Below are 24,673 nucleotides of genomic sequence, written 5' to 3' on the forward strand. Positions count from 1 at the left end.
GATGGGTCGCGAGGAGGAGAGACTTGCGCGGACGGCGGTGGACGCACTGCTCGCAGAGGTCGAACTGACCCCTGAGCCCGGCCTCCCGGACGCCCGCAATGCGGACATCAGCGCCCTCCGCTGGTCGGCCCGCTCGCTGGCGCCCGGCCTCGCGGCGATGGCCGCCGCCGCCCGCCGCACCGGTGAGCCCACCCGTACGCTGCGCGAGGAACTCGGCGCGATCGGCCGGTGCACGGAACGGTCCATGACCGTGGCGAACGGCGGCACCCCCCTTCACCATGGGGCCGTCTGGCCGCTCGGCCTGCTCGTCGCCTCCGCCGCCCTGGTCCGCGGAACGGACGTGAAGGACATCACCGCTGTGGCCCGGCAGCTCGCCACGTTCCCCGACCGCCGCGCGCCGCGCCGCCCGACGACCGGATCGGCGGTCGCCACCCGCTACGGCGCGGCGGGCGCGCGGGGCGAAGCCCGAGCCGGCTTTCCGCACGTCCGCAGGGCAACGGCTGCCCTCGGCAGGGCCCGCGGTGCCGGGCTGCGCGAACCGCAGGCGCGGCTCGACACGCTGCTCACCGTGATGAGCACCCTTCAGGACACCGGACTCCTCTACACCGGGGGCCCGCACGGCCTGCGCGAGGTGCAGAACGGTGCCCGTGCCGTCCTCGACGCGGGCGGTACGGGCACCGAGGCAGGGTGGCGGGCCCTGCGGGACTTCGACCGGCACCTGCGTGGCCGGAACCTGAGCCCCCGGGGTAGCGCCCAGCTCCTGGCGGCCGCCCTCTTCGTCGACTTCCTCACGTGACTCATGCGCCCGAATGCCGGGGTCAGAGTCTTGGCCTCGGCCTTGGACACGGCCCAGAGGGGGGTGGACGCCGGCTATTGACCGGCCGAGGAGCACATGGAGGAGGCCCGGCACGCATGCGCGCCGGGCCTCCTCCATCGTCGTCCGGCCGTGCTCAGAGACGCTCGGGGGTGCGGATGCCGAGCAGCGCCATGCCCCGGTGCAGGGTGCGGGCGGTCAGGTCGCAGAGGAAGAGCCGGTTCTCGACCACCTCGGCGGGGTTGTCGTCGCTCAGCACGTGGCACTGGTCGTAGAACGTCGTGTAGTGCGAGGCCAGCTGGTAGAGGTACGCGGCCAGCTTGTGCGGCTCGTACGTGGACGCCACCTCGGCGAGGTTTTCGCCGAACTGGTCCAGGTGCAGGCCCAGCGCCCGCTCGGCCGGGGCCAGCTCCAGCTCCGGGTGCGCGACCGGCCGGATCTCGCCCGCCTTGCGCAGGATGGACTTGATACGGGCGTACGCGTACTGGAGGTACACGGACGTGTCGCCGTTCAGCGACACCATCTGGTCCAGGTCGAACTTGTAGTCCCGCACGGCGGACGTGGAGAGGTCGGCGTACTTCACCGCGCCGATACCGACGTACTCGCCGTTCTCGACGATCTCCTGCTCGGTCAGGCCGACCTTCTCGGCCTTCTCGCGCACGACGGCCGTCGCCCGCTCGATCGCCTCGTCCAGCAGGTCGACCAGCCGGACCGTCTCGCCCTCACGGGTCTTGAACGGCTTGCCGTCCTTGCCGAGCACCGTGCCGAACGCCAGCTGGTGCGCCTTCACGTCCTCGTTCAGCCAGCCTGCCCGGCGGGCCGTCTCGAAGACCATCTTGAAGTGGAGCGACTGCCGGGCGTCCACGACGTACAGCAGGGTGCTCGCCTTGAGGTTCTGGACCCGGTCGCGGATCGCGGAGAGGTCGGTCGCCGCGTAGCCGTACCCGCCGTTCGTCTTCTTGACGATCAGCGGGACCGGGTTGCCGTCCGGGCCCTTCACGTCGTCGAAGAACACGCAGAGCGCGCCCTCGGAGCGGACGGCGACGCCCGTCTCCTCCAGGATCCGGCAGGTCTCCTCGAGCATGTCGTTGTAACCGGACTCGCCGACGATGTCGGGGTCGCGGATCTCCATGTCGAGCTTGTTGAAGACCGAGTAGAAGTAGATCTTCGACTCGTCGACGAACCGCTGCCAGAGCGCGACCGTCTCCTCGTCGCCGGCCTGGAGCGCGACGACCCGGTCCCGGGAGCGGGCCTTGAACTCCTCGTCGGAGTCGAAGAGTGCCCGCGACGCCTTGTAGAGCCGGTTCAGCGAGGACATGGCGGCCTCGCCGTCCTGCTCCTCGCCGCCCCGGTGGTCGAGCTCCTGCGGGTGCTCGATCAGGTACTGGATGAGCATGCCGAACTGGGTGCCCCAGTCGCCGATGTGGTGGCGCCGGACCACGGTCTCGCCGGTGAACTCCAGGACCTCCACCATGGCGGCACCGATCACCGCGGACCGGAGGTGGCCGACGTGCATTTCCTTGGCCACGTTCGGCTGCGCGTAGTCGACGACCGTCGTGCCCGCGTTCTGCCCGTACGGCACACCGAGCCGGCCCTCGTCGTCCGCGGCGCGCGCGGCCAGGGTCTCGATGATCGCCTTGTCGCTGAGCGTGATGTTCAGGAAGCCGGGGCCGGAGACCTCGATCTCCTTGATCAGGTCGCCGGCCGGCATCGCGGACGTGACCTGGGACGCGAGCTCGCGCGGATTGCCCTTCAGCTTCTTGGCGAGGGCCAGGATCCCGTTGGCCTGGAAGTCGGCCCGGTCGCTTCGGCGCAGCAGCGGGTCCGCGGTGCCGGCATCCGGCAGAGCTGCCGTCAGGGCGTCCGCCAGCTGCTGCTGGAGCGTGGAAGCGAGGGAATTGACCGAGGCCATGGGACGGCTGCCGTTTCCGTAGGGGTACAAGGGATCACGCCCAGTATCCCACGCACTGTAAAGCCGTTTTCGCGCTGCCGGTGGGACCTGGGAGAATGGGCGGTGCCCCTACGAGCCCTACCAGAGAGAAGGACGTGCCGACCGTGGCTCAGAGTCAGAGCAGCACCGAGGCCGACTGGGTCTCCCGCTTCGCGGACGAGGTCATCGCCGAATCGGAGCGTCGTGCGCCTGGCAAACCGGTCGTCGTCGCGTCCGGTCTTTCGCCGTCGGGCCCGATCCACCTGGGCAACCTCCGCGAGGTCATGACCCCGCACCTGGTCGCGGACGAGATCCGCCGCCGGGGGCACCAGGTCCGGCACCTCATCTCGTGGGACGACTACGACCGCTACCGGAAGGTCCCGGCAGGCGTCCCCGGTGTCGACGAGTCGTGGGCCGAACACATCGGCAAGCCGCTGACGTCCGTGCCCGCCCCGGCCGGGTCCGCGTACCCCAACTGGGCGGAGCACTTCAAGGCCGCCATGACGGCTGCGCTGGACGAACTGGGTGTCGAGTACGACGGCATCAGCCAGACGGAGCAGTACACGGCGGGGGCCTACCGCGAGCAGATCCTGCACGCGATGAGGCACCGCGCCGACATCGACGCCGTCCTCGACCGGTACCGCACGAAGAAGGACCCGGCGGCCGCGGGCAAGGGCAAGAAGCCGCAGCAGCAGAAGAAGGTCGACGACGCCGAGCTCGAGGCCGAGGCGGGCTCCGGCGCGGCGAGCGAGGACGACGGCAGCGGTGGCTCCGCGGGCTACTTCCCGTACAAGCCCTACTGCGGCAACTGCGAGAAGGACCTCACGACCGTCACGTCGTACGACGACGAGACGACCGAGCTGAACTACACGTGCGTCGCCTGCGGCTTCGCCGAGACCGTCCGGCTCAGCGAGTTCAACCGCGGCAAGCTGGTCTGGAAGGTCGACTGGCCGATGCGCTGGGCGTACGAAGGCGTGATCTTCGAGCCCAGCGGTGTGGACCACTCGTCGCCCGGCTCGTCGTTCGTCGTCGGCGGCCAGATCGTCCGCGAGGTCTTCGACGGTGTGCAGCCGATCGGCCCGATGTACGCCTTCGTCGGCATCTCCGGCATGGCGAAGATGTCCTCCAGCAAGGGCGGCGTGCCGACCCCGGCCGACGCGCTGAAGATCATGGAGGCGCCGCTGCTGCGCTGGCTGTACGCGCGCCGCAGGCCCAACCAGTCCTTCAAGATCGCCTTCGACCAGGAGATCCAGCGGCTGTACGACGAGTGGGACTCGCTGGCCCGCAAGGTCGCCGAGGGCTCCGTGCTGCCCGCCGACGCCGCTGCGTACGCCCGGGCCATCGGCACGGCCGCCGGTGAACTGCCGCGTACGCCGCGCCCGCTGCCGTACCGCACGCTCGCGTCCGTCGTCGACATCACGGCCGGGCACGACGAGCAGACGTTGCGCATCCTGAGCGACCTGGACCCGGAGAACCCGCTGACCTCGCTCGACGAGGCGCGGCCGCGGCTCGACCGCGCGGAGAACTGGATCACCAGCCAGGTTCCGGCCGAGGCCCGCACCGTCGTCCGCGACGAGCCGGACAAGGAGCTGCTCGGCTCGCTGGACGAGCAGGGTCGCCGGTCGCTGCAGCTGCTCCTGGAGGGGCTGGAGTCGCACTGGTCGCTGGACGGGCTGACGACGCTCGTCTACGGCGTACCGAAGATCCTGGCGGGGCTGGAGCCGGACGCCAAGCCGACGCCCGAGCTGAAGACAGCGCAGCGGTCGTTCTTCGCGCTGCTGTACCGGCTGCTCGTCAGCCGGGACACCGGGCCGCGGCTGCCCACGCTGCTGCTGACCGTGGGTGCGGAGCGGGTGCGGAAGCTGCTGGGCGCGTAGCTGCCCGCTGTACGGAGGGCCGTCACCCGGTGATGCGGGTGACGGCCCTCCGTCCTGCCGGTTCCGGTCCGTCCTCGAGCGGTGACGGGCCCGGATTGCTCACGCGATGTGGTTCTCGGCCATCTCGTTGTCGAAGCGCTGCTTGAAACCCGGCAGCAGACGGCGGAGCAGGGCCGCGCTGCGCGGGTGCCTGACGTTGTGGCCGTCCGAGAGATGTATGTCGAGGACCTCGACGCTCGGGTAGTCGTTGTGCTGGTGCGTGTACGCGCTGAACACCTCGTACGCGATTTCGCCGAACTCCGCGTCCTCCTGTGCCCACTCGACCGGGTCCGCCTCGGGCTCCTGGGGCTGCTGGGGCTGCTCCGGCGCCCCCGGCAGGGGCTCTTCGCTGCGGGGGTGGGGGACCGCACCGATCGTGCCCACGTTGCCCAGCGGGCGGGTGCGGCCGCCCGGGCCCGACGGGATCATGACCGGGGTGGGCTCAAGGCCCTCGACGTACGTCGGGTTGTACGTACCCTCGTACGCGCCCTCCGGGACCTGCGGCGCCGCGAACCACGGGCTCTCGTGCGAGCCGGGGCCCTCCTGAGGCCATTCCTCGGCGGCCGGGTCGGAGGGGTGGGCGTGCGGCTGTTGCGGCTGTTGTGGCTGGTGCTGTTGGGGCTCCGCGTACTGCGGCTGCGGGGCGTACGGCAATTCGGCCTGGTGGTGGACCGTCTCGACGGCGGCCGGGGCCGGCGCCGGGGGCAGCAGGACCGGTTCGATGCCCGCTGCGGCCAGCCCGGCCGGGCCAGTGTCGGCCAGCGGAACGCCGAACTTCGCCAGCCGCAGCGGCATCAGCGACTCGACGGGGGCCTTGCGGCGCCAGTTCCGGCCGAAACGCGCCTGGAGCCGGGCCTGGTAGATCAGCCGGTCCTGTTCGAGCTTGATGACCTGCTCGTACGAACGCAGCTCCCACAGCTTCATCCGGCGCCACAGCTTGAACGTGGGGACGGGGGAGAGCAGCCAGCGGGTGAGCCGGACACCCTCCATGTGCTTGTCGGCCGTCAGGTCGGCTATCCGGCCGACCGCGTGCCGGGCGGCCTCGACCGCGACCACGAACAGCACCGGGATCACCGCGTGCATGCCGACGCCGAGCGGGTCGGGCCAGGCCGCGGCGCCGTTGAAGGCGATCGTCGCGGCGGTCAGCAGCCAGGCCGTCTGGCGCAGCAGCGGGAACGGTATCCGCATCCAGGTCAGGAGCAGGTCCAGCGCCAGCAGTACGCAGATGCCCGCGTCGATGCCGATCGGGAAGACCAGGGAGAAGTTCCCGAAGCCCTTCTGTTCTGCGAGCGCGCGCACCGCGGCGTACGAGCCCGCGAAGCCGATCGCGGCGATGATTGCCGCGCCGGCGACGACGACCCCGATGAGTACCCGGTGCGTGCGTGTCAGCTGCATCGCGGCCACCCGCGATCCCCTCCCTGTGTCCCCTTCTTCGACTTCTGGCGGGCACAGCCTGGCACATGTGTGTGGAGTGCGTTGCGCGGGGAGGGGCGAAGCCCGGTCCTCAGGGCAGGACCGGGCTTCGTAAAACTGCTTCCGGGCAGGGGGGTTGGGGATCGGGGCGGCTGCCGGGCGAGCCGGCGCCGGGTCCGTTTCCGGTTCCCTGCGACGCCTAGTTCGACGACGACTTGGACGACGACTTGGCCGACTTCGACGGGCTCGCCGACGGGCTCGACTGCTTGTCGTCGGCGTTGGCGTTCGCGTCGGCGACTGCGGTGACGGCTTCCTTGGCGGCCTTCTCGGCGTCCTTGAGGATGTCGGCGCCGGACGGCGTCTTCGCACCCGCGTAACCCGCGCCGTTGTAGGTCAGAGTGACGACGACGTTCCCCGTACGCGCCACGATCGTCGCGTACTTGAAGTCCTCACCGGTCTTGGTGAGGTCGTACGTGACCTTGGTGGCCTGCTCGCCGATGCCGCTGACGGGGGCCTCCACGATCTTCTTCGCGCCCTCGGCCGTCCTGGTCTTGGCGAGCTGCTTCGTGAAGTCGTCCTCGGCACGCTTCGCGCCGCTGCCGAGGGCCTGGTCCGAGTCGAAGCGAGTGAAGCCGACGTCGAGCCAGCGGTACTGCGAGCCCTTGACGCCGTTGTCGTCGAGGCCGTTCCAGGAGCAGCCGGCGCGCGCGGAGGTGTCGCTGGACGTGGCCGGCGAACCGGCCTTGCTCTTGGCCTTGGGGACCAGCGAGGTGATCGTCTTCGTGGAGATCGCCTTGCACGGGTCGGGCAGCTCGGCGAACTTCGCCGGCGCGACCGCCGGCACCGACTTCTTCGCGCCCGGGGCGGAGGAGGACGAGCCGCCCGACTCCTTCTTGCTGCCGGAGTCCGACGAACAGCCGGCGACGACGAGCATCACCGGGACGGCGGCGCAGGCGAGTATGCGGGTGAGTCGCGAGGCTGATCGGTGCATGGTTCCTTCACTCGGGTGGCGCGGGCGGCGCGGGTGGGCGGTCGGGCGGGTGTTCCGGAGGGCCACGGTACGACGGACGGCGGCCGGATGCCGCCTCGGCCGGGTGGGCCGGCGAGGGTGGCCGGCGCCGGTCCGGGGCGATCGGCGCGGGACTATTCGCTGAACTTGTCGACCAGCTTCCGGGCCAGCGCCTGGGCTTTCTCCTGCAGTTCCTTGCTGTCGGGGATCTCCGTGGAGAGGGCGGGCTGCTCGGTGTACCGGACGGTCACGATGACGTTCGATGTGCGGAATACCACGCTCACCGTGCGGTGCTGTGCGGTGGAACCTGCCTGGATGAGTAGATCGTCCAGAAATGCGGCATCTCCGAGGTTGTCGAGGACGCGCGGTTGAAGGTCTTCGGTGGCTGCGTCGCCGCTCTTTCCGTCGGTCTCACCGTCGGTCTCCTCGTCGCTCGGTGCCGAGCCCGACGGGGAGTCCGAGGGGGAGTCCGAGGGGGAGTCCGAGGGGGAGTCCGATGCGGAGGACGGCAGATGGGCGGCGGCCTCCTTCTTCCCGTACACCTCGTCGGCGCGGTCGTCGTCGCTCACGGAGGTGTCGTACGAGACGACCCGCTCGAAGTCGAGGGAGAGGCTGCGGGACGAGTCCGGGGCCTCGGCCTTCCATGTGCAGCCGACGCGGCGGTCCGTGTCGTAGGTCACGGAGGCCGTTCCCGCGTACGCCTTCTCCTGCTGGTCCTCCGGCAGTTCGGCGACACCCGGAAGCAGGTCCTTCAGGGTGGAGTGCGCGACCGAGCGGCAGGGGTCGGGAAGTGTGCGGTACTTGCCCGCTGGTGCGGCGGGGGAAGCTGTCGGGCCGCCGGGCCTGCTGTCGGCGGCGGAGCCGTCAGTTCCGGTGCCGGCGCTACAGCCGACGACAAGCGCTGCGAGGAGCGCGGCGCCGGGTACGTACGCCATTCGTCGCACGATCCTGGGCTCCCTTCGTGCGAAAAACGGTTGCCGCTCGATGGCGGCCGGTGGACACAATGTGTATCGCACGCGCCGCTGTGAATGCCGGTCGACCGACTCAATTGCCGACCTTGGCACCGGTTTTGCGCTTTCAGACTTTTCGGGGGAATCGAGGAACTATGTCGTATGTAGAGGTGTCGGGGGCCAAGGTCCCCATCCGGATGTGGGCCGACCCGGCTTCGGTCGAGGGCGGCGCGATGCAGCAGCTGCAGAATGTGTCCACCCTGCCCTGGATCAAGGGGCTCGCCGTCATGCCCGACGTGCATTACGGCAAGGGTGCGACCGTCGGCTCGGTGATCGCGATGCACGGTGCGGTCTGCCCGGCTGCGGTGGGGGTGGACATCGGCTGCGGAATGTCCGCGGTGAAGACCTCCCTGACCGCCAACGACCTGCCGGGAGATCTGTCGCGGCTGCGGTCGAAGATCGAGCAGGCCATCCCGGTCGGGCGTGGGATGCACGACGACGTCGTGGACCCCGGGCGGCTGCACGGCTTCCCGACGGCGGGCTGGGACGACTTCTGGGGACGGTTCGAGGGGGTGGCCGATGCGGTCAAGTTCCGTCGGGAGCGTGCCACGAAGCAGATGGGAACGCTTGGGTCGGGCAACCACTTCATCGAGTTCTGCCTCGACGAGTCGGGTTCGGTCTGGCTGATGCTGCACTCCGGATCCCGGAACATCGGCAAGGAGCTCGCCGAGCACCACATCGGGGTGGCGCAGAAGCTGACGCACAACCAGGGACTGGTCGACCGCGACCTGGCCGTCTTCATCGCGGACACACCGCAGATGGCGGCCTACCGCAACGACCTGTTCTGGGCCCAGGAGTACGCGAAGCGCAACCGCGCGATCATGATGGGGCTCTTCCAGGACGTGGTCCGCAAGGAGTTCAAGAAGGCCCGGGTGACCTTCGACCCGGTCATCTCCTGCCACCACAACTATGTGGCGGAGGAGCGGTACGACGGCATGGACCTGCTGGTCACGCGTAAGGGTGCGATCCGGGCCGGGTCGGGGGACCTCGGCATCATCCCTGGATCGATGGGCACCGGCTCGTACATCGTGAAGGGCCTCGGGAACGCGAAGTCGTTCAACTCGGCCTCGCACGGAGCCGGCCGGAAGATGAGCCGCAACGCGGCCAAGCGGCGCTTCTCGACACGGGATCTCGAGGAGCAGACGCGGGGTGTGGAGTGTCGTAAGGACTCCGGCGTCGTGGACGAGATTCCGGGGGCGTACAAGCCGATCGAGCAGGTCATCGAGCAGCAGCGGGACCTCGTGGAGGTCGTCGCGAAGCTGAAGCAGGTGGTGTGCGTGAAGGGCTGAGTGCCTCTCGCGCCGATGAACGGAAGCGCCCCGGACCCTGTGGTGGTGGTCCGGGGCTCTTCTGCGTGTGCGCGTCGATGCCGGCTGTCAGCGGTCAGAGGGTTCGGTGGACCTTGGAGTTGGAGGCCTGGGCGCGGGGGCGGACCACCAGCAGGTCGATGTTGACGTGGCTGGGACGGGTGACGGCCCAGGTGATCGTCTCGGCCACGTCGTCGGCGGTGAGGGGGGCGTCGACGCCCGCGTAGACCTTGGCGGCCTTCTCGGTGTCGCCACGGAAGCGGGTGGTGGCGAACTCCTCCGTCTTGACCATCCCGGGGGCGACCTCGATGACGCGGACCGGGGTGCCGACGATCTCCAGGCGGAGGGTCTCGGCCAGGACGTGCTCGCCGTGCTTGGCGGCCACATAGCCACCGCCGCCCTCGTACGCGGCGAGGGCCGCCGTCGAGGAGAGGACCACGATCGTGCCGTCCCCGCTTGCGGTGAGGGCGGGGAGCAGGGCCTGGGTGACGTTGAGGGTGCCGATGACGTTCGTCTCGTACATCTGGCGCCAGTCGGCCGGGTCGCCGGTGGCGACGGGGTCGGCGCCGAGGGCGCCGCCCGCGTTGTTGACGAGGACGGCGAGGGTGCGGAAGGCGGTGGCGAACGTGTCGACCGCCTCGCGGTCCGTGACGTCCAGGGCGTACGCCGTGGCCTCGTGGCCCGCTTCGTTGATCTCGGCGGCGAGTGCCTCGATCCGGTCCTTGCGGCGGGCGGTCAGGACGACGCGGTAGCCGGCGGCGGCCAGTTGGCGGGCAGTCGCGGCGCCGATGCCGCTGCTCGCTCCGGTGATCACGGCGATGGGGGTGGCGGCCATGCGGACTCGACTCCTCGGACAGCTGATCGGTACGGGATCAGGATAGGCAGGCGGGACGATCGGCCGTTGGTCGGCCGACAGCGGGGGCGGCGCGGTGAGCGGCGCGGGCGGTCCGATCGGGTGTGGTCATCGGGGCGATCGGCGGCGCGGTCAGTGGTTGCGGGGGGCGTACATGATCACGGCCATGCCGGTCAGGCAGATCAGTGCGCCGATCACGTCCCAGCGGCCGGGGCGGTAGCCGTCGGCGATCATGCCCCAGGCGATCGAACCCGCGACGAAGACACCGCCGTACGCGGCGAGGACGCGGCCGAACTCGGCGTCCGGCTGAAGTGTGGCCACGAAGCCGTACGCGCCGAGGGCGATGACTCCGGCGCCGATCCAGATCCAGCCCCGGTGCTCGCGCACGCCCTGCCAGACGAGCCAGGCACCACCGATCTCGAAGAGCGCGGCGACGACGAACAGTGCGACTGAGCGGGCGACGACCATGGGAGCAGCGTTTCACGCGGGCGGGGCGGAGCGGGATGAGGCGGGTGGGGAGGCCGGGCGGGGGAGGTGATCCGGACGGTGGGGCAGGCGGGTGGAGTTGGTGTGTCGAGCCGGTGTGTAAATAAGGACGATTCGGCGCGATCAGTATCTTCGGGGCATGGTACTGACGCGTAGGGCTCGACTGATGGTCTTCGTCGCGATGGCGACTGCGGCGACGGTGTCGACCGTGATGTGGGGGGCCGGAAAGGCGACCGGGGCGATCCCGGTGCCCGTGCCGATGGCCGCAGTTGCGGCCGTGCCGGTTCCGGCGCACCGGTCGGTTGCACCGGAGGCGGACATCTCCCACCACGGACATGTCTCGCTGTGGGGCGAGGCGCTCGGAGTCTGGCTGCTCAGCGAGAATCATGGGCCGTCGGACGTGATGCGCTCGACCGTGCGGCTGCGCTTCTCGGTGGCCCTCACGGGCCGGCAGGAGATGCCGGGCGCCTGTCTGCAGTCCGACGCCCGCACCGTGCTGTGTCGGACAGGACCGTTGCGTGCGGGCGGGGCGGCTGGGCGGCAGATCGCGCTCGAACTGCAGCTCGCGGAGCGGCCGAACGAGGTGGTCGTACGGATCGACACCGGGTGGGACGGCGGCGTGACCGACCGGAACCCGCAGAACAACCGGCATGAGGTGCTGGCGCCCGCCACCGGGGACGAATACGTCTTCTGACCGCCGGTAGCGCGTGTCCGGCGTGGCCGGACACGCGGCTGCTGCTGCGGTGGTGGCGGGTGCGCCGGTCATCGAGTGAGGGCGGCCCTCAGTGCCGCGGGGTCGGGCCGGTCGCTCGCCCAGGCGACGTAACCGTCGGGGCGGACGAGCAGCACGGTCGAGCGGTCGTCCGTCCAGTGCGTGTGCACCAGCGGGGTCGGCGACACCGGCGTGGGCGTGTCGGCGGGAGTGACGAGGACGAACTCGCCGTCGCGCAGCACCTCCTGGAGGCGGCCCTCCACCAGTCCCAGGTCGGGAGCGCGCTTTCCGGTGAGGGGATGCGAGCCGCGCGGCGCCGCGTACGCGATGTCGATGCCGGAGATCATGCCCATCGCCTTGTCGCGGGCCGGCCGCGCCATCGACAGGAGGCGGGTGGCGGCCGCGCGGACCGCTCGCTGCCGCAGGGTGCGGGCCATGGCGAGGCGGACCAGCGCACCGCTGCTGCGCAGCACCTTGGTGCCGACCGGGTGCCTCTCGGCGTGGTAGCTGTCGAGGAGCGCCTCCGGTTCCGTCGCGTATCCCCTGAGCACGGTCGCGAGCTTCCAGGAGAGGTTGGCGGCGTCATGGAGGCCGGTGTTCATGCCCTGGCCGCCCGCGGGGGAGTGGACATGGGCGGCGTCCCCGGCGAGGAAGACCCGGCCCGTGCGGTAGGCGGGCACCTGGCGCTCGTCGCTGTGGAAGCGGGAGATCCAGCGGGCGTCATGCATGCCGTGGTCGCTGCCCAGGGCGAGACGGACGATCTCGCGCAGCTCGTCGAGCTCGACGGGGTCGGTGTCGTCGGCCTGGTGGTTGCGGTTCCATCCCATGACCCGGTACCAGCCGTCGCCGAACGGGGCGATGAAGGCGAAGGCGTCCCCCACGCCGTTGGCCGTGAGGAGGGCGGCGGGTTCCTCCGTCAGCCGGACGTCGGCCAGGATGATGGACCGGATCACCGGCTTGCCGGGGAACGGGAGCCCGAGCGCCTCGCGGACGGCGCTGCGCACGCCGTCGGTGCCGACGGCGTAGCGGGCGGAGAGGGTGGTCCGCGTCCCGTCGGCGTCCTGCACCTCGGCGGTGACCTCGTCGGCGGACTGGTGCAGACCGGTCAGCTTCGTGCCGTGACGGAAGTGCACCCCCGCGGACAGTGCGCGGCGCTCCAGCAGATGCTCGATCTCGTACTGCGGGGTGATCAGCACGAACGGGAAGCGGGACCGGAGCCGGGAGAGGTCGAGCGAAAGGTTGCCGAAGAGCCGCAGCCTGGTGAGGCGGGAGCCCGTCTTGAGCAGCTCGTCGGCGAGGCCGCGGGCGTCGAGCACTTCGAGGGTGCGGGCGTGAACGGCGAAGGCACGCGTCATGTTGCTCGCGCTGCGCCGCCGGCGCTCGATGACGGTGACCGACAGGCCGCGCGCGGCGAGGTCGCCCGCGAGCAGCAGCCCGGTGGGCCCTGCACCCACCACGAGGACATCGGCAGTGGTGGCGTCGCGCGGTACGTCGGGGGTGGAGTCGGCGTTCGTACGGGTGCTGGGCTTGCCGGTCATGGCGGCCTCCTGGAGCCGGTTGCCAACGGGCGTGGGTCAACGCTTGTTGGCAAATGTAGATCCGGCGGATATGGCATGTCAACACGTGTTGGCCTACGATTGTTGGCATGACGACGAAAGCCCCCGGCACGCCCCGCCGCTCGGACGCCACGAAGGCCGCGATCCTCGAAGCCGCCCGCGAGCGGTTCGCGGCCGACGGCTATGAGCGCGCCACCATCCGGGCCATCGCCCGCGACGCGAACATCGATCCGTCGATGGTGATGCGCTACTACGGCAACAAGGAGGGACTGTTCGCCGCCGCGTCCGTGATCGATCTGCGCCTGCCCGCGCTCGGGGCGCTGCCCGGCAAGCACATCGGTGCCGTACTCGTCGCACACTTCCTGGACCGCTGGGAGGAGGACGACGTGCTGACGGGGCTGCTCAGGGTCGGTGTCACCAATGAGGCAGGGGCCGAGCGCATGCGGGCGGTCTTCGCCGAGCAGCTCGGTCCGATAGCTGCCGGGGTCTGCCCCGACCCCGCCGACGCCCCACGCCGTGCCGCGCTCGCCGCATCCCAGATTCTGGGGATGGCGCTCGCGCGATACGTCCTGCGCATCGCGCCTGCCGCCGCCATGTCCCGCGACGAGGTGATCGCCTGGCTCGCGCCCACCGTCCAGCGCTACTTGACCGCCGAGCGGCCGTAACGGCCCCGCTCACCTCGGCGGGGCTCGGCCGGACACCGTCTACACGAGTGGGCCGGCCTGATCGGAGGCGTCACCGAACTCGTGGACCGCGCAGGCGACGATCTTCTCCAGGTGTGCGTGGTGGGCGCCGCGCCAGTACACCCGGCCGCACTCCACGCACTGCGCGAAGACGTCGTACGACCGCTGCGTACCGTGCTCCAGCTGCCCGCTGACGGAGTCCTTGTCGGCCTCGGTGAGCTGCCCGTTGCATGCGGTGCACCGGCTCCACGGGGCCAGCACCGGTGCGAACCGTTCGAGTACGTCGCGTAGCTGGTCGTCCGGCCGGTCGCTGTAGATGTAGGCACCCGCCCAGATCTCCCGCCGCCGCAGCAGCCCCCGGTCGCGCGAGAGCAGCACCCGTTGCTCCCTCGCCGACAGCGCGGCCAGCGCCGGATCGCCGATGTCCGCGCTCTCGTACGCGGCGTCGACGCCCAGCAGCCGCAGTCGCCGGGCGAGCGTGCCGAGGTGGACGTCGAGGAGGAAACGCAGCGGCGCGCCTTCGATGCGCTGGGGACGTGCCACCGCGCGCACCTCCACGAGTTCGCCCGCGCCGGGGATGTGCGAGACCGGAACGGGTCGGCCGTCGACGAGCAGTTGGCCCGCCTCGGTGAGCGGGACTCCGAGGGACTCCACGACATGGCCGAGTGTCGAGGCGCCGTCGGTGATCACGACCGTGCGCCCGTTGCGGCGCTCGTGCGCGACGAAGAGCCGCAGTTCGGGGTCGACCTCGAGGTGGATCTCCGGTCCGTTCACGTCGCCAGGATGCCATTGAGCGGTCCGCGGCAGCCAGGGGATTCGTGGGGGAGAGGTGGTGGCGCGGACGCGGAACGCGGCAGTGCGTCCGGGCAGGTCTGCGCAATATTTAGTTGCATTATGCAGAAGCTGCGCATTACAGATGAATTGCCTCGGCAGGGTCCGCCCGGCGGAGCGTTTTCGGGCCCCCGGGCGACCGACCTAGAGTTCCCCCATGAAAATTCTCGATCTCGAACCCGGCGATGCCCGACTGGCCGACGACCTGCTTCCCGTCCTGCGTGAACTGCGTCCGCATCTGACGGAGGACCTCTTCCGCGAGGTGTACGGGAAGGGATACGCGCAGGGGCTCCGCTTCACCGCCTGCTACGACGACGGCGTATGCGTGGGCGCGGCCGGATGGCGCATCGTCGACAACACCAGCCAGATCCGCAAGCTGTACGTCGACGATCTGGTCACGGCCGAGCACGCCCGCTCCACCGGCGTCGGCCGCCGGCTTCTGGGGTATCTGGAGCAGCGCGCCCAGGAGTCGGGATGCCTGGAGTTCAGTCTGGACTCGGGGACCCACCGCACGGATGCCCATCGCTTCTATCTGCGGGAACGACTGGCCATCGTCGCCTTCAGCTTCACCAAGCGGCTGGTCCGGGACCGGGGCTGAGCTCCGGGCCGAGCTACGGGGCGGACTCCGGGGCGAGTTCCAGCCGCCAGTTGTTCGTCAGCAGCACATGGCCGGGCGGGTACTCGAAGTCGCACATGCCGAGCAGGGTGAAGCCCGCCTTGCGGCAGACCGCGTTCGACGCGGCGTTGTCCACGGACGGGTAGGCGTGCAGATGGCGGTGCTTGTGCTCGGCCCGGGCCTGCTCGGCGACGGCCACGGCCGCGGTCGCCGCGATGCCCCGCCCCTGGTATCCCGGGAGGACGGCCCACCCCGTCTCGTACACCTCCTGCCCTCGCCAGGTCCGCTCCCAGAACCCGATGGTCCCCACGGCCTCGTCCCCGGCGTCGGCGGTCAGGGCGATTCGGTACATCCTGCCGCGGCCCGTCCGGTCCTCGCTCAGCGCGACATAGCGGTCGTGGCGCGCCATGAGCTGTTCCTCGGACTCGGGGCCGCCCAGGTGGTCCATGAGCTCCGGCGCATTGGCACGGCGGAGCAGCTCCAGGTCGCTGTCCGACCAGGGCACGATCCGCACGACGGGCGCCGGCGATGACGAGGTGCGTTCCATACCGAAGACAGTAGGCCGCACTACTGACAACCACCGGCACCGACCGTCAACGGGTGACGAGTGCTGTCGGTGGGGCACCGATCGTCGACGTGAAGTCCCTGGTCAGGTGGGCCTGGTCGCTGTAGCCGAGGTCCGCGGCCAGCTCCGCCCAGTCCACTTCGGGGTCCGACTCGGCGCGTTCCAGCGCCTCGTGGATGCGGTAGCGGAGGATCACCCACTTGGGGCCGACGCCCACGTACGTGGCGAAGAGCCGCTGCAGCGAGCGTGCCGACAGCCCTTCGGCGCGGGCGAGTTCGTCGACCCGGCGCACCGTGCGGTCGGTGCGGACGCGCTCGACCAGGGCCATGGCGCGCTCGGCCTGCGGGTCCGGTTCCGGGGCGAGTGCCAGCAGGTACGCGTCCAGCGCGGCGACCCGAGCGTCCTCCTGGGCCGGGTCCAGCACGGCCGCCACAGGAGCGGGTACGGCGAGGACCTCGTGCGCCAGGAGCCGTCGGCCCGTCCACTCCGACACGGGGTGGCCCGGTGCGAACGGCCGGAAGCCACCCGGCCGGAACTTCACCGCGCACACTCGTCCCCGGCCCTCCAGTTTCTGGGTGAAGAGTCCGAGTCCGATGCCCGCGACCTCCGCGAAGGCGGCCTCGCCGCTGCTCTCGTGGTGCTGGAAGACCAGGTTCACCGACGGGTGCGGCACCACGTGCGAGGTGTACGGCTCCGGCAGGTCCCAGTCGATCAGCCAGTAGAACGCCACCTGCGTCCGCAGTCCGGGCGCGGGCTCGCGCCGGCGGAAGTGCACATGCGAGAAGAGTTCGCGGGCGTCGACGATGCCCCGGGTGTCGCGTCGAGGAGCAGACATGGCAGCGATCCTATGGCGAACGTACGTTCGTATCGATGGTGTCGCATTTATTCAAGACACGGGCCGCTGCCGGGCGGACGGTCGCAGCATGAAGAAAATCAGTGAACTGCTGGCTGCGGCCGCTGACGGCGCTGCTCCCGTCGTGCGTGGGATCGACGACGGCCGACTGGGCGACCCCACGCCGTGCACGGAGTACGACGTGCGGGCCCTGATCGACCATCTCTTCCAAGTGGTCGTCAACTTCCAGGCCCTGGCGGCCAGAGAGGAGCCGGACTTCGGTGCGAAGCCGACCGCGGTCACCGGGGACTGGCGGGGCCGCTTCGGCGAGGAGACGGCCAAGCTGGTGGCGGCGTGGGACGCGCCGGGTGCGGACGAGGGGACCGCGGGTTCCATGGGGTTCCCCGCCAGAACCGTCGCGCGGATGGTGCTCGGCGACCTGACCGTGCATGCGTGGGACCTGGCACGGGCCACCGGTCAGGAATATGTCCCGGACGAGGCGGTGGTGAGCGAACTCGGTCCCGGGCTCGCCGAGATGGCTCCGAATGCGCGGAAGGCGAAGGTGTTCGGTGAGCCCTTCCCCGTACCGGACGGTGCTAGCCCCTTCGAGCGGATGCTGGCTGTGACCGGGCGCGACCCTGGGTGGCAACCGCCCCGGGCGTGAGCCCCGGGGCGCCGGTGGCTCCCGAGGCACCCATGACTCCGGTGGCCCCCGTGGCCGGAATCGTCCCTCCTGAGGTGCCGTAGAGCCCCTCCAGCCTCGTGTGCGCCCCGTCGACGATCTCCTCGGCGGCCGCGACCATCTCGCGCTCGGAGAGGCGCGCCGCCTGATGGGTGTACGGGGACGGCGGCGCCGGATGCCGGCGCCGCCACCACGTCTCGCACCCTGCGTAGATCCCCACGGCGAAGACCAGTACGGGGATGGACAGGGTCAGCAGAATGTCGCCCATGGGCGGGCCTCCTCGATGTCGATGCCTCGCACACCGACCGCACCGGCGGTATCGGCTGTATGGGGTACATCGGCAGGGCCGGCACGTCTGCTGAAGATCATTCTTCGGCCAATGAATGGCCGAATACGGGCGTATTCCGGTCTATGTGTCCAAGGCCCACAGGTGCACGGCGTCGCCACTCCCGGACACCGTGTACCAGGTGCCGTCGCCGAGAGCCGTGGGAGTACCGGAGACCGGGAACGGGTACGCGACCTGACCGGCCGGGCGCATCCCCGCCGCGTCCAGCAGCCAGTGGCGCACCGGCCCGTACTCCTCCTCCTGATCCGTGCTGGAGATGGCTGTCTCCTTGTCCACGAACCCGCACTCGTAGTCCCACATCACGTCGTCGGCGTCGAAGTCGTCCGGATCCGCGTCGGGGTGACGGGGCACGGCATCCGCGGCCTCCAGCTCGGCCACCACCGCACCGTCCGAGACCCGGTGCAGAGCCAGCGAGTCCAGATCGTGAGCCACTGTGAGGAAGTGCTCGCCCGTGGGGCTCACGGAGGTCAGGATCCGCTCCTCCTCGCCGAAGTGCTCCACGGACAACTCCGCCCCGTCCCACCGCCCCCACAGCAGCGGCGCCCCGTCCTGGCCCTCGCCGACGCTCAGCCCCATCTGTGCCGGATCGGGATGCGGTACGTGCTCCGAGCCCGCCGCCACGGTCTCCGCGTCCGCCCGCCCCAACACCCGCCCGTCGGCGGCATCGATGACCAGCCACTCGTCGAGCGCCTCCGGATCCGGACCGGCCGTCGCCACAGGGCCGCGGATGTGGGCCCACACGAGCGAACCGTCCGCCGAGAACACCGCCGAGCCGCTGTCCGCGTACAGATGTGACCGGCTGTCCGCGTACTCCTCGACCGACTCGTGCAGGATGCGGCAACCGCCCTCCCAGCAGCCGTGCCGAACCTCCCAGCGCACCGCCCCCGCCGGATCCACCGCGCGTACCGAGTGCACCCCGGCGAAGACCGCGAGATCCCTGCCCGGCGCCACCGTGAACGTACCGAAGCGACGCGGCCAGGGGGCCGGGAAGCGGGTCTGCGGGGCGGACGGGTCGTCCAGGTCGACGGCGACCGCCTCGAAGTCGCCGCGCTGAATCAGCAGGCGTCGATCCGGCCACCGCAGGACGGACGGCGCGTACGCGGCGTCACGATCCCGGTCCAGGGGTGCGGTGAGCGTGGCGACGAGGCGAGCGGATGCGGCACTGGTGGTCATGGGTCCCCTCCCGAACGTGCAGCGTGCAGCGTGCACGAGAACAGGGGAGAACCGTAGAGCCCCGGGGTGACAGCCGCGCTACGGGGTGGCGTCGGGACCGGCTCAGGACCAGGTCAGGACGGGACCGGGACGAGGGCAGGGCAGGTTCGGGACCGGATCGGGACCGGCTCGGGGCCGGGTCCGGATCGGCTCACGGCCACACCAGGCAGTACGCCTGATGCCCCGCGTCATGCAGACGATGGCTGAAATCCTGCCACTCGTGGAGCAGTTGGTAGACGTTGAACGCGTCGCGCGGGCCGCCGCGGTCCGGGACCGTGGACCAGATGAAGGCCGCAGCACCGACCGACTCCTCGCCGACGTCGCGGAGCGGGTCGACGACCGTCATGGGGAGCTTGACCACCGCGTAGTCGGGGTGCAGGACGACCAGTTCCAGCGGGGGGACCTTGTGCAGGGGTATGCCCTGTATGCCGGTGAGCACCATGGCCGCGACCGTCTCCGGCTTGATCTTGCTGAACATGCCGCCCATGCCCAGCTCGTCACCGCCGAGCTCCTCGGGGCGCATCGAAATGGGCACGCGTGCGGCAGTGGCCCCGTCGGGGGCCCCGAAATATTTGTAGGTCACCCCCACCCGACCACCACTCCTGCTTCCGGCCTGTGCACTGCCGGCCTGATGTATGCCCTGCTTACGCTCAGCCCCACGCCGGTGCCGACCTCGCCGGGCAGGCTCGGGCCCCAGGTCGTCGGTCCCTTCGCCCACTCCGCCACCGCGATGCATATCTCATCCACCCGACTACTACTTAGGAGACACAGCCCCCGCCGCGCAACCCGATCATCGTGTCAGTGACCTCCCCCGCGGGCGTGGTGTGAAACACCCGTCCGCAAGACCGTCGGTGGCTCTGACACCATGGCTGTGTGAGCTTTCCCTATGACGCCCCAGTTTTGCAGACGCGGGAGGGCTGACGCCTTTCGTCATACGAGGAGATCACGCTTCCTGCTCACTGGCGGCCGGATTTCCGGCCCGGCCCCCCCGACCCCCCGAATCGCAGATCAGGACCAAAGTGCCGTATTCATACGAAGCCCCAGTTTCGCAGACGCTTTTCGACCGCGCGTCCCTCGTGACGCCCGGCGGCGTGAACTCTCCCGTACGCGCCTTCCGGGCCGTGGGTGGTACGCCCCGCTTCATGGTGTCCGGTACCGGTCCGTACCTCACCGACGCCGACGGTCGTGAGTATGTCGACCTCGTGTGCTCGTGGGGGCCGATGATCCTCGGCCATTCCCACCCCGAGGTCATCGCCGCAGTCCAGGAGGCTGTCGCCCGCGGCACCTCGTTCGGTACGCCCGGTGAGGGCGAGGTCGCGCTCGCCGAGGAGATCGTGGCCCGGATCGAGCCGGTGGAGCAGGTGCGGCTGGTGTCGTCCGGCACCGAGGCGACCATGTCCGCGATCCGGCTGGCGCGCGGGTTCACCGGCCGCGCGAAGGTCGTGAAGTTCGCCGGCTGCTACCACGGGCACGTCGATGCGCTGCTCGCCGCCGCCGGGTCCGGGGTCGCGACCTTCGGTCTTCCGGACACCCCCGGGGTCACGGGCGCGCAGGCCGGCGACACGATCGTGCTGCCGTACAACGACCTGGAGGCCGTGCGGACCGCGTTCGCCGCGCACCCCGGCGAGATCGCCTGCGTGATCACCGAGGCGTCGCCGGGCAACATGGGCGTCGTGCCGCCGCTGGACGGCTTCAACGCCGGGCTCAAGGAGATCTGCGCCGCCAACGGTGCGCTGTACATCTCCGACGAGGTCATGACCGGATTCCGTACCTCGAAGGCCGGCTGGTTCGGCGTCGACGGGGTGCGGCCCGACCTGATGACCTTCGGCAAGGTCATGGGCGGCGGCTTCCCGGCCGCGGCCTTCGGCGGGCGCGCCGATGTGATGGCGCACCTCGCCCCGGTCGGCCCCGTCTACCAGGCGGGCACCCTCTCCGGTAACCCGGTCGCCACCGCCGCCGGGCTCGCCCAGCTGCGGCTGCTCGACGATGCTGCGTACGCGAAGGTCGACGCGGTCTCCGCGGAGATCCAGGCCTTGGTGAGCGAGGCGTTCACCAAGGAGGGCGTCGCGCACACGGTGTCCGCGGCCAGCAACATGTTCTCCGTGTTCTTCACGGACCAGCCGGTGCGGAACTACGAGGACGCCAAGAAGCAGGAAGCCTTCCGCTTCACCGCCTTCTTCCACTCGATGCTGGCGCAGGGCGTCTATCTGCCGCCGTCCGCGTTCGAGTCCTGGTTCGTCTCCACCACCCACGACACACAGGCCGTCGAGCGGATCGCCGCCGCGCTGCCCGCCGCCGCCCGCGCCGCATCGGAGGCCACCGCATGAGCCCGGCCGACAAGGACATCACCGTCGTCCACCTGATGCGTCACGGGGAGGTGCACAACCCCGAGGGTGTGCTCTACGGGCGCCGCCCCGGCTACCACCTCTCCGAGCTCGGCCGGCAGATGGCCGACCGGGTGGCCGAGCACCTGGAGCAGCGCGACATCACCCATGTCGTCGCCTCCCCGCTGGAGCGCGCCCAGGAGACGGCGACACCGATCGCCAAGACGCACGGCGTCGACCTGGCCACGGACGAGCGGCTGATCGAGGCGGCCAACGTCTTCGAGGGCAAGACCTTCGGGGTCGGCGACGGCGCGCTGCGCAAGCCGGACAACTGGAAGCACCTCACCAACCCGTTCCGCCCGTCCTGGGGCGAGCCGTACATCGAGCAGGTCGTACGGATGATGGGCGCCCTCGACGCCGCGCGCGACGCGGCCCGCGGGCACGAGGCGGTCTGCGTCAGCCATCAGCTGCCGATCTGGATCGTCCGGAGCTTCGTCGAGCGGCGGCGGCTCTGGCACGACCCGCGCAAGCGGCAGTGCACGCTCGCCTCGCTGACCACCTTCACGTACCAGGGCGACAAGATCGTCTCCGTCGGCTACACCGAGCCGGCCCGCGATCTGGTGCCTGCGCATCTGCTGGCAGGTGCCAAGCCGGTGAAGGGGAAGTCCAAGGCGTTCGGAGCCTAGATCCTTCTCTCTGCCAACTCTGCGGGCCCCGCCGATCGTTCGGCCGGGGCCCGCGCCGCGTCCGGCCGGCGTCGGGTCGGTTCGCGCCAGGAGCCATGTGCCGATCGGCGGAACCGCCGTGCTGTTTCACCCATCTAAGCCTTTGCCAGTTTGTATGGAGTTGGGCCAAAACGACCGCAGATGGGGACGCCATGCGCGATATCAGCCGAAGGAGTCTGCTCGCAGCCGGACTGGGAGCAGCGGCTGCCATCGGGATGGCGGGCTGCGGTTCCCCGGACTCCGCCGTGAGGGGCGGGTCGGGCTCCGGCCCCGGGGAACGGGCGGGCGGCAAGGCCGAGGGAAGCGGTGCCGGGGACGACGACGTACGGGAGATCGGGGACGGTTCCACCGCTGACACCGGAGAGCAGCCGAACCAGCCTTCCGCGCCGGTCCCGCTGGAACCCGGGCAGACCCCGCCGCAGTTCGTGATCTTTTCCTGGGACGGGGCGGGCGAGGTCGGCACCGGGCTCTTCGCGCGTTTTCTCGAACTCGCCAAGGACCACGACGCGTCGATGACCTTCTTCCTCTCCGGGCTCTATCTGCTGCCCGAGTCGAAGAGATCCCTGTACCGACCGCCGAACAACGCCATCGGCGCCTCCGACATCGGGTATCTCACCGATGACCACATCAAGGCGACGCTGGACCAGGTTCGCCGGGCCTGGCTCGACGGTCATGAGATAGGCACGCACTTCAACGGGCATTTCTGTGCCGGCTCCGGATCGGTCGCCCACTGGACGCCCGGCCAGTGGGAGAACGAAGTCGATCAGGCGGTCTCCTTCGTCACCGAATGGCGCACCAATACCGGTTGGACCGATCTCGACCCGCTGCCTTTCGACTACCGCAAGGAACTCATAGGCGCGCGCACGCCCTGTCTGCTCGGCCAGGACAATCTGCTGCCCACTGCGCGCAAACTGGGTTGGCGCTACGACGCGAGTTCGCCCGGCGGCACCCAGATCTGGCCGGAGAAGCGCCAGGGGCTGTGGGATCTTCCGCTCCAGGGCATACCGTTCCCCGGGCACTCGTTCGAAGTGCTGTCGATGGACTACAACATCCTTGCCAACCAGTCGAAGAACTCCACCCAGGGAATACCGTCGCGCTTTCCGGCCTGGCGTGAGCAGGCCATACAGTCGTACCTCGCCGGTTTCGAGCGGGCGTACAAGACGAATCGTGCGCCCTTCTACATCGGCAACCACTTCGAGGTGTGGAACGGCGGCATCTATATGGACGCGGTCGAGGAGACCATCAAAAGGATCGCGGGGAAGCCGGATGTGCGGCTCGTCTCGTTCCGGCAGTTCGTCGACTGGCTCGATGTCCAGGACCCGGCCGTGCTTGCGAAGCTCCGTACCCTCGAGGTCGGCGAGTCGCCCGGCGGTGGCTGGAACACCTTCTTTAAACAGGCCTGACAACGGTCTTTACGGGCACCGAGGGGGGTGCGCAAGATCCCCGAAACCGCCATGCGAAACTTTTCACATGAGCTTTGGCCGCGCACCCCGACGCCGCTTCACCCTGCTCGCCGCCCCCGCCGCGGCCGCCGCACTGGCGTTGCCCCTGACCGCCTGCGGTGGTGACGGCAACAAGGCCGGCGGTGGCGGCAACTCCCACTTCGTCACCGGCAGTGGCGGGATCTCCACCGTGGCCAAGGCGGACCGCCAGGACGCGCCGAAGCTCGACGGGGCGACGCTGGACGGCAAGCCCCTCGACGTCGCCGACTACAAGGGCAAGGTCGTCGTGCTGAACGTATGGGGCTCGTGGTGCGGCCCCTGCCGGCTGGAGGCCAAGCACTTCGCGAAGGTGTCGAAGGAGACCGCGAGCCAGGGTGTCCAGTTCATCGGGATCAACACCCGGGACGCCGAGAAGGGCCCGGCGGTGAACTTCGAGAAGGACAACAGCATCACCTACCCGAGCTTCTTCGACCCGATCGGCAAGCTCATCCTGCGCTTCCCCAAGGGCACGCTGAACCCGCAGGCCATTCCGTCGACCGTGGTCATCGACCGGGACGGGAAGATCGCGGCCCGCACCCTCGTCGCCCTCGACGACGTCAAGCTCCACAAGATGATCGACCCGCTGATCGCGGAGAAGTGATCACGTGCTCACGCTCGCCGCGACCACGGGCATGAACACGACCGTGTTCAACGGGGCCCTTCTGGTGGCCCTGCCCATCGCCGTACTCGGCGGACTGGTCTCGTTCTTCTCGCCGTGCGTGCTGCCGCTGGTGCCCGGCTACCTCTCGTACGTCACCGGGGTCAGCGGGACCGATCTGGCCCAGGCCAGACGGGGGCGCATGGTCGTCGGCGCCTCGCTCTTCGTACTCGGCTTCTCCGCCGTGTTCGTCTCCGGTGGCGCGCTCTTCGGCTATTTCGGGCAGCGGCTGCAGGATCACAGCGAGGTCATCTCCAAGATTCTCGGCGTCCTGATGATCCTGATGGGCGTCTTCTTCATGGGGCTCATGCCCTGGATGACCCAGCGTGAATTCCGCATCCACAAGCGGCCGGTGTCCGGCCTCGCCGGAGCGCCGCTGCTCGGGGTGCTGTTCGGGGTCGGCTGGACGCCGTGCCTCGGCCCGACGCTCACTTCTGTGCAGACGCTCGCCCTCGAACAGGGAACCGCCGGGCGCGGGGCCGTACTGACCCTGGCGTACTGTCTCGGACTCGGCCTGCCGTTCGTGCTGGCCGCAGTCGCCTTCCGCAAGGCGCTCGGTGCCTTCGGATGGGTCAAGCGCCACTACGTATGGGTCATGCGGATCGGCGGCGCAATGATGATCGTGACCGGACTGCTCCTGCTGACCGGTGTGTGGAGCAGCATGATGCAGGAACTGCAGGGCTGGTCCAACGGCTTCACGGTGGGGATCTGA

Annotated in this window: 25 protein-coding genes; 12 read left to right on the plus strand and 13 right to left on the minus strand. The window is 69.9% G+C overall.

Annotated elements, in window-relative coordinates:
• Window position 1 precedes the first annotated feature (1 nt).
• Window positions 2-796 (plus strand): triphosphoribosyl-dephospho-CoA synthase, encoded by a 795-nt coding sequence (locus tag OHA88_RS26510; protein WP_328627326.1) that lies wholly within the window; start codon window positions 2-4, stop codon window positions 794-796.
• 154 nt (window positions 797-950) lie between these two features.
• On the opposite strand, the gene argS is transcribed toward OHA88_RS26510, so the two are convergent.
• Window positions 951-2,726, minus strand: a complete 1,776-nt coding sequence (gene argS, locus OHA88_RS26515; protein ID WP_328627327.1) for an arginine--tRNA ligase — start codon at window positions 2,724-2,726, stop codon at window positions 951-953.
• A 134-nt stretch (window positions 2,727-2,860) separates the two neighbouring features.
• Between argS and lysS the strand changes: the two genes are divergently transcribed.
• Entirely contained in the window at window positions 2,861-4,621 is a 1,761-nt protein-coding gene (gene lysS / locus OHA88_RS26520) for a lysine--tRNA ligase (protein WP_328627328.1), read from the plus strand.
• Window positions 4,622-4,720: 99 nt separating this feature from the next.
• Here the strand turns inward: lysS and OHA88_RS26525 are convergent, their stop codons facing one another.
• The 3 genes from OHA88_RS26525 to OHA88_RS26535 form a co-directional block, all read right to left on the minus strand.
• Window positions 4,721-6,064 carry a DUF2637 domain-containing protein gene (locus OHA88_RS26525; protein WP_328627329.1) on the minus strand — a complete coding sequence of 448 codons (1,344 nt, stop codon included), beginning with the start codon at window positions 6,062-6,064 and terminating at the stop codon, window positions 4,721-4,723.
• 208 nt (window positions 6,065-6,272) lie between these two features.
• Window positions 6,273-7,064 (minus strand): DUF3558 family protein, encoded by a 792-nt coding sequence (locus tag OHA88_RS26530; RefSeq protein WP_328627330.1) that lies wholly within the window; start codon window positions 7,062-7,064, stop codon window positions 6,273-6,275.
• 152 nt (window positions 7,065-7,216) lie between these two features.
• Window positions 7,217-8,017: a DUF3558 domain-containing protein gene (locus tag OHA88_RS26535; RefSeq protein WP_328627331.1), complete on the minus strand. Its 801-nt coding sequence runs from the start codon at window positions 8,015-8,017 to the stop codon at window positions 7,217-7,219.
• A gap of 170 nt (window positions 8,018-8,187) precedes the next feature.
• Between OHA88_RS26535 and OHA88_RS26540 the strand changes: the two genes are divergently transcribed.
• Window positions 8,188-9,381 carry an RtcB family protein gene (locus OHA88_RS26540; protein ID WP_328627332.1) on the plus strand — a complete coding sequence of 398 codons (1,194 nt, stop codon included), beginning with the start codon at window positions 8,188-8,190 and terminating at the stop codon, window positions 9,379-9,381.
• A 94-nt stretch (window positions 9,382-9,475) separates the two neighbouring features.
• Here OHA88_RS26540 and OHA88_RS26545 read toward each other — a convergent pair whose 3' ends face one another.
• Window positions 9,476-10,234, minus strand: coding sequence for an SDR family NAD(P)-dependent oxidoreductase (locus tag OHA88_RS26545; protein ID WP_328627333.1), 759 nt, complete (start codon window positions 10,232-10,234; stop codon window positions 9,476-9,478).
• A 150-nt stretch (window positions 10,235-10,384) separates the two neighbouring features.
• Entirely contained in the window at window positions 10,385-10,720 is a 336-nt protein-coding gene (locus tag OHA88_RS26550; protein ID WP_267004578.1) for a YnfA family protein, read from the minus strand.
• A 157-nt stretch (window positions 10,721-10,877) separates the two neighbouring features.
• Here OHA88_RS26550 and OHA88_RS26555 point away from each other — a divergent pair, with 157 nt between their 5' ends.
• A complete protein-coding gene (locus OHA88_RS26555) occupies window positions 10,878-11,432 on the plus strand; it encodes a hypothetical protein (protein WP_328627334.1) in 555 nt (184 codons plus the stop codon).
• A gap of 68 nt (window positions 11,433-11,500) precedes the next feature.
• Here the strand turns inward: OHA88_RS26555 and OHA88_RS26560 are convergent, their stop codons facing one another.
• Window positions 11,501-12,988, minus strand: coding sequence for an FAD-dependent oxidoreductase (locus OHA88_RS26560; protein ID WP_328627335.1), 1,488 nt, complete (start codon window positions 12,986-12,988; stop codon window positions 11,501-11,503).
• 107 nt (window positions 12,989-13,095) lie between these two features.
• Here OHA88_RS26560 and OHA88_RS26565 point away from each other — a divergent pair, with 107 nt between their 5' ends.
• Window positions 13,096-13,671 carry a TetR/AcrR family transcriptional regulator gene (locus OHA88_RS26565; protein WP_328627336.1) on the plus strand — a complete coding sequence of 192 codons (576 nt, stop codon included), beginning with the start codon at window positions 13,096-13,098 and terminating at the stop codon, window positions 13,669-13,671.
• 39 nt (window positions 13,672-13,710) lie between these two features.
• Here the strand turns inward: OHA88_RS26565 and OHA88_RS26570 are convergent, their stop codons facing one another.
• Window positions 13,711-14,463: a Mut7-C RNAse domain-containing protein gene (locus OHA88_RS26570; RefSeq protein ID WP_328627337.1), complete on the minus strand. Its 753-nt coding sequence runs from the start codon at window positions 14,461-14,463 to the stop codon at window positions 13,711-13,713.
• A 214-nt stretch (window positions 14,464-14,677) separates the two neighbouring features.
• Here OHA88_RS26570 and OHA88_RS26575 point away from each other — a divergent pair, with 214 nt between their 5' ends.
• Window positions 14,678-15,118, plus strand: coding sequence for a GNAT family N-acetyltransferase (locus tag OHA88_RS26575; RefSeq protein ID WP_267004583.1), 441 nt, complete (start codon window positions 14,678-14,680; stop codon window positions 15,116-15,118).
• A 13-nt stretch (window positions 15,119-15,131) separates the two neighbouring features.
• Here OHA88_RS26575 and OHA88_RS26580 read toward each other — a convergent pair whose 3' ends face one another.
• Entirely contained in the window at window positions 15,132-15,683 is a 552-nt protein-coding gene (locus tag OHA88_RS26580) for a GNAT family N-acetyltransferase (RefSeq protein ID WP_328627338.1), read from the minus strand.
• Window positions 15,684-15,729: 46 nt separating this feature from the next.
• Window positions 15,730-16,536: an AraC family transcriptional regulator gene (locus OHA88_RS26585; protein WP_328627339.1), complete on the minus strand. Its 807-nt coding sequence runs from the start codon at window positions 16,534-16,536 to the stop codon at window positions 15,730-15,732.
• An 88-nt stretch (window positions 16,537-16,624) separates the two neighbouring features.
• On the opposite strand from OHA88_RS26585, the gene OHA88_RS26590 reads away from it, so the two are divergent.
• Window positions 16,625-17,197: a TIGR03086 family metal-binding protein gene (locus OHA88_RS26590; protein ID WP_267004586.1), complete on the plus strand. Its 573-nt coding sequence runs from the start codon at window positions 16,625-16,627 to the stop codon at window positions 17,195-17,197.
• Here OHA88_RS26590 and OHA88_RS26595 read toward each other — a convergent pair.
• The 3 genes from OHA88_RS26595 to OHA88_RS26605 all read right to left on the minus strand — a co-directional run bounded on the left by OHA88_RS26595 (window position 17,130) and on the right by OHA88_RS26605 (window position 19,509).
• Window positions 17,130-17,483 (minus strand): hypothetical protein, encoded by a 354-nt coding sequence (locus OHA88_RS26595; RefSeq protein ID WP_328627340.1) that lies wholly within the window; start codon window positions 17,481-17,483, stop codon window positions 17,130-17,132. The genes OHA88_RS26590 and OHA88_RS26595 overlap by 68 nt on opposite strands.
• A 141-nt stretch (window positions 17,484-17,624) precedes the next feature.
• Window positions 17,625-18,734, minus strand: coding sequence for a hypothetical protein (locus OHA88_RS26600; RefSeq protein ID WP_328627341.1), 1,110 nt, complete (start codon window positions 18,732-18,734; stop codon window positions 17,625-17,627).
• Between the two features lie 190 nt (window positions 18,735-18,924).
• Entirely contained in the window at window positions 18,925-19,509 is a 585-nt protein-coding gene (locus OHA88_RS26605) for a hypothetical protein (RefSeq protein WP_267004589.1), read from the minus strand.
• Between the two features lie 283 nt (window positions 19,510-19,792).
• Here OHA88_RS26605 and hemL point away from each other — a divergent pair, with 283 nt between their 5' ends.
• From hemL to OHA88_RS26630, 5 genes are all read left to right on the plus strand, one after another.
• The gene (gene hemL, locus OHA88_RS26610; protein WP_328627342.1) at window positions 19,793-21,100 is read left to right on the plus strand and encodes a glutamate-1-semialdehyde 2,1-aminomutase; all 1,308 of its coding nucleotides are present in this window, start codon (window positions 19,793-19,795) and stop codon (window positions 21,098-21,100) included.
• Complete coding sequence (locus OHA88_RS26615) at window positions 21,097-21,783, plus strand: histidine phosphatase family protein (protein WP_326629425.1); 687 nt, start codon at window positions 21,097-21,099, stop codon at window positions 21,781-21,783. Before hemL ends, OHA88_RS26615 begins: the two co-directional genes overlap by 4 nt.
• A 191-nt stretch (window positions 21,784-21,974) precedes the next feature.
• Window positions 21,975-23,225 (plus strand): hypothetical protein, encoded by a 1,251-nt coding sequence (locus OHA88_RS26620; protein ID WP_328627343.1) that lies wholly within the window; start codon window positions 21,975-21,977, stop codon window positions 23,223-23,225.
• A 67-nt stretch (window positions 23,226-23,292) separates the two neighbouring features.
• Window positions 23,293-23,904: a TlpA family protein disulfide reductase gene (locus tag OHA88_RS26625; protein ID WP_328627344.1), complete on the plus strand. Its 612-nt coding sequence runs from the start codon at window positions 23,293-23,295 to the stop codon at window positions 23,902-23,904.
• Window positions 23,905-23,935: 31 nt separating this feature from the next.
• Window positions 23,936-24,673: a cytochrome c biogenesis CcdA family protein gene (locus OHA88_RS26630; RefSeq protein ID WP_078852814.1), complete on the plus strand. Its 738-nt coding sequence runs from the start codon at window positions 23,936-23,938 to the stop codon at window positions 24,671-24,673.

It is taken from the genome of Streptomyces sp. NBC_00353 (genome assembly GCF_036108815.1).
Classification (GTDB): Bacteria; Actinomycetota; Actinomycetes; order Streptomycetales; family Streptomycetaceae; genus Streptomyces.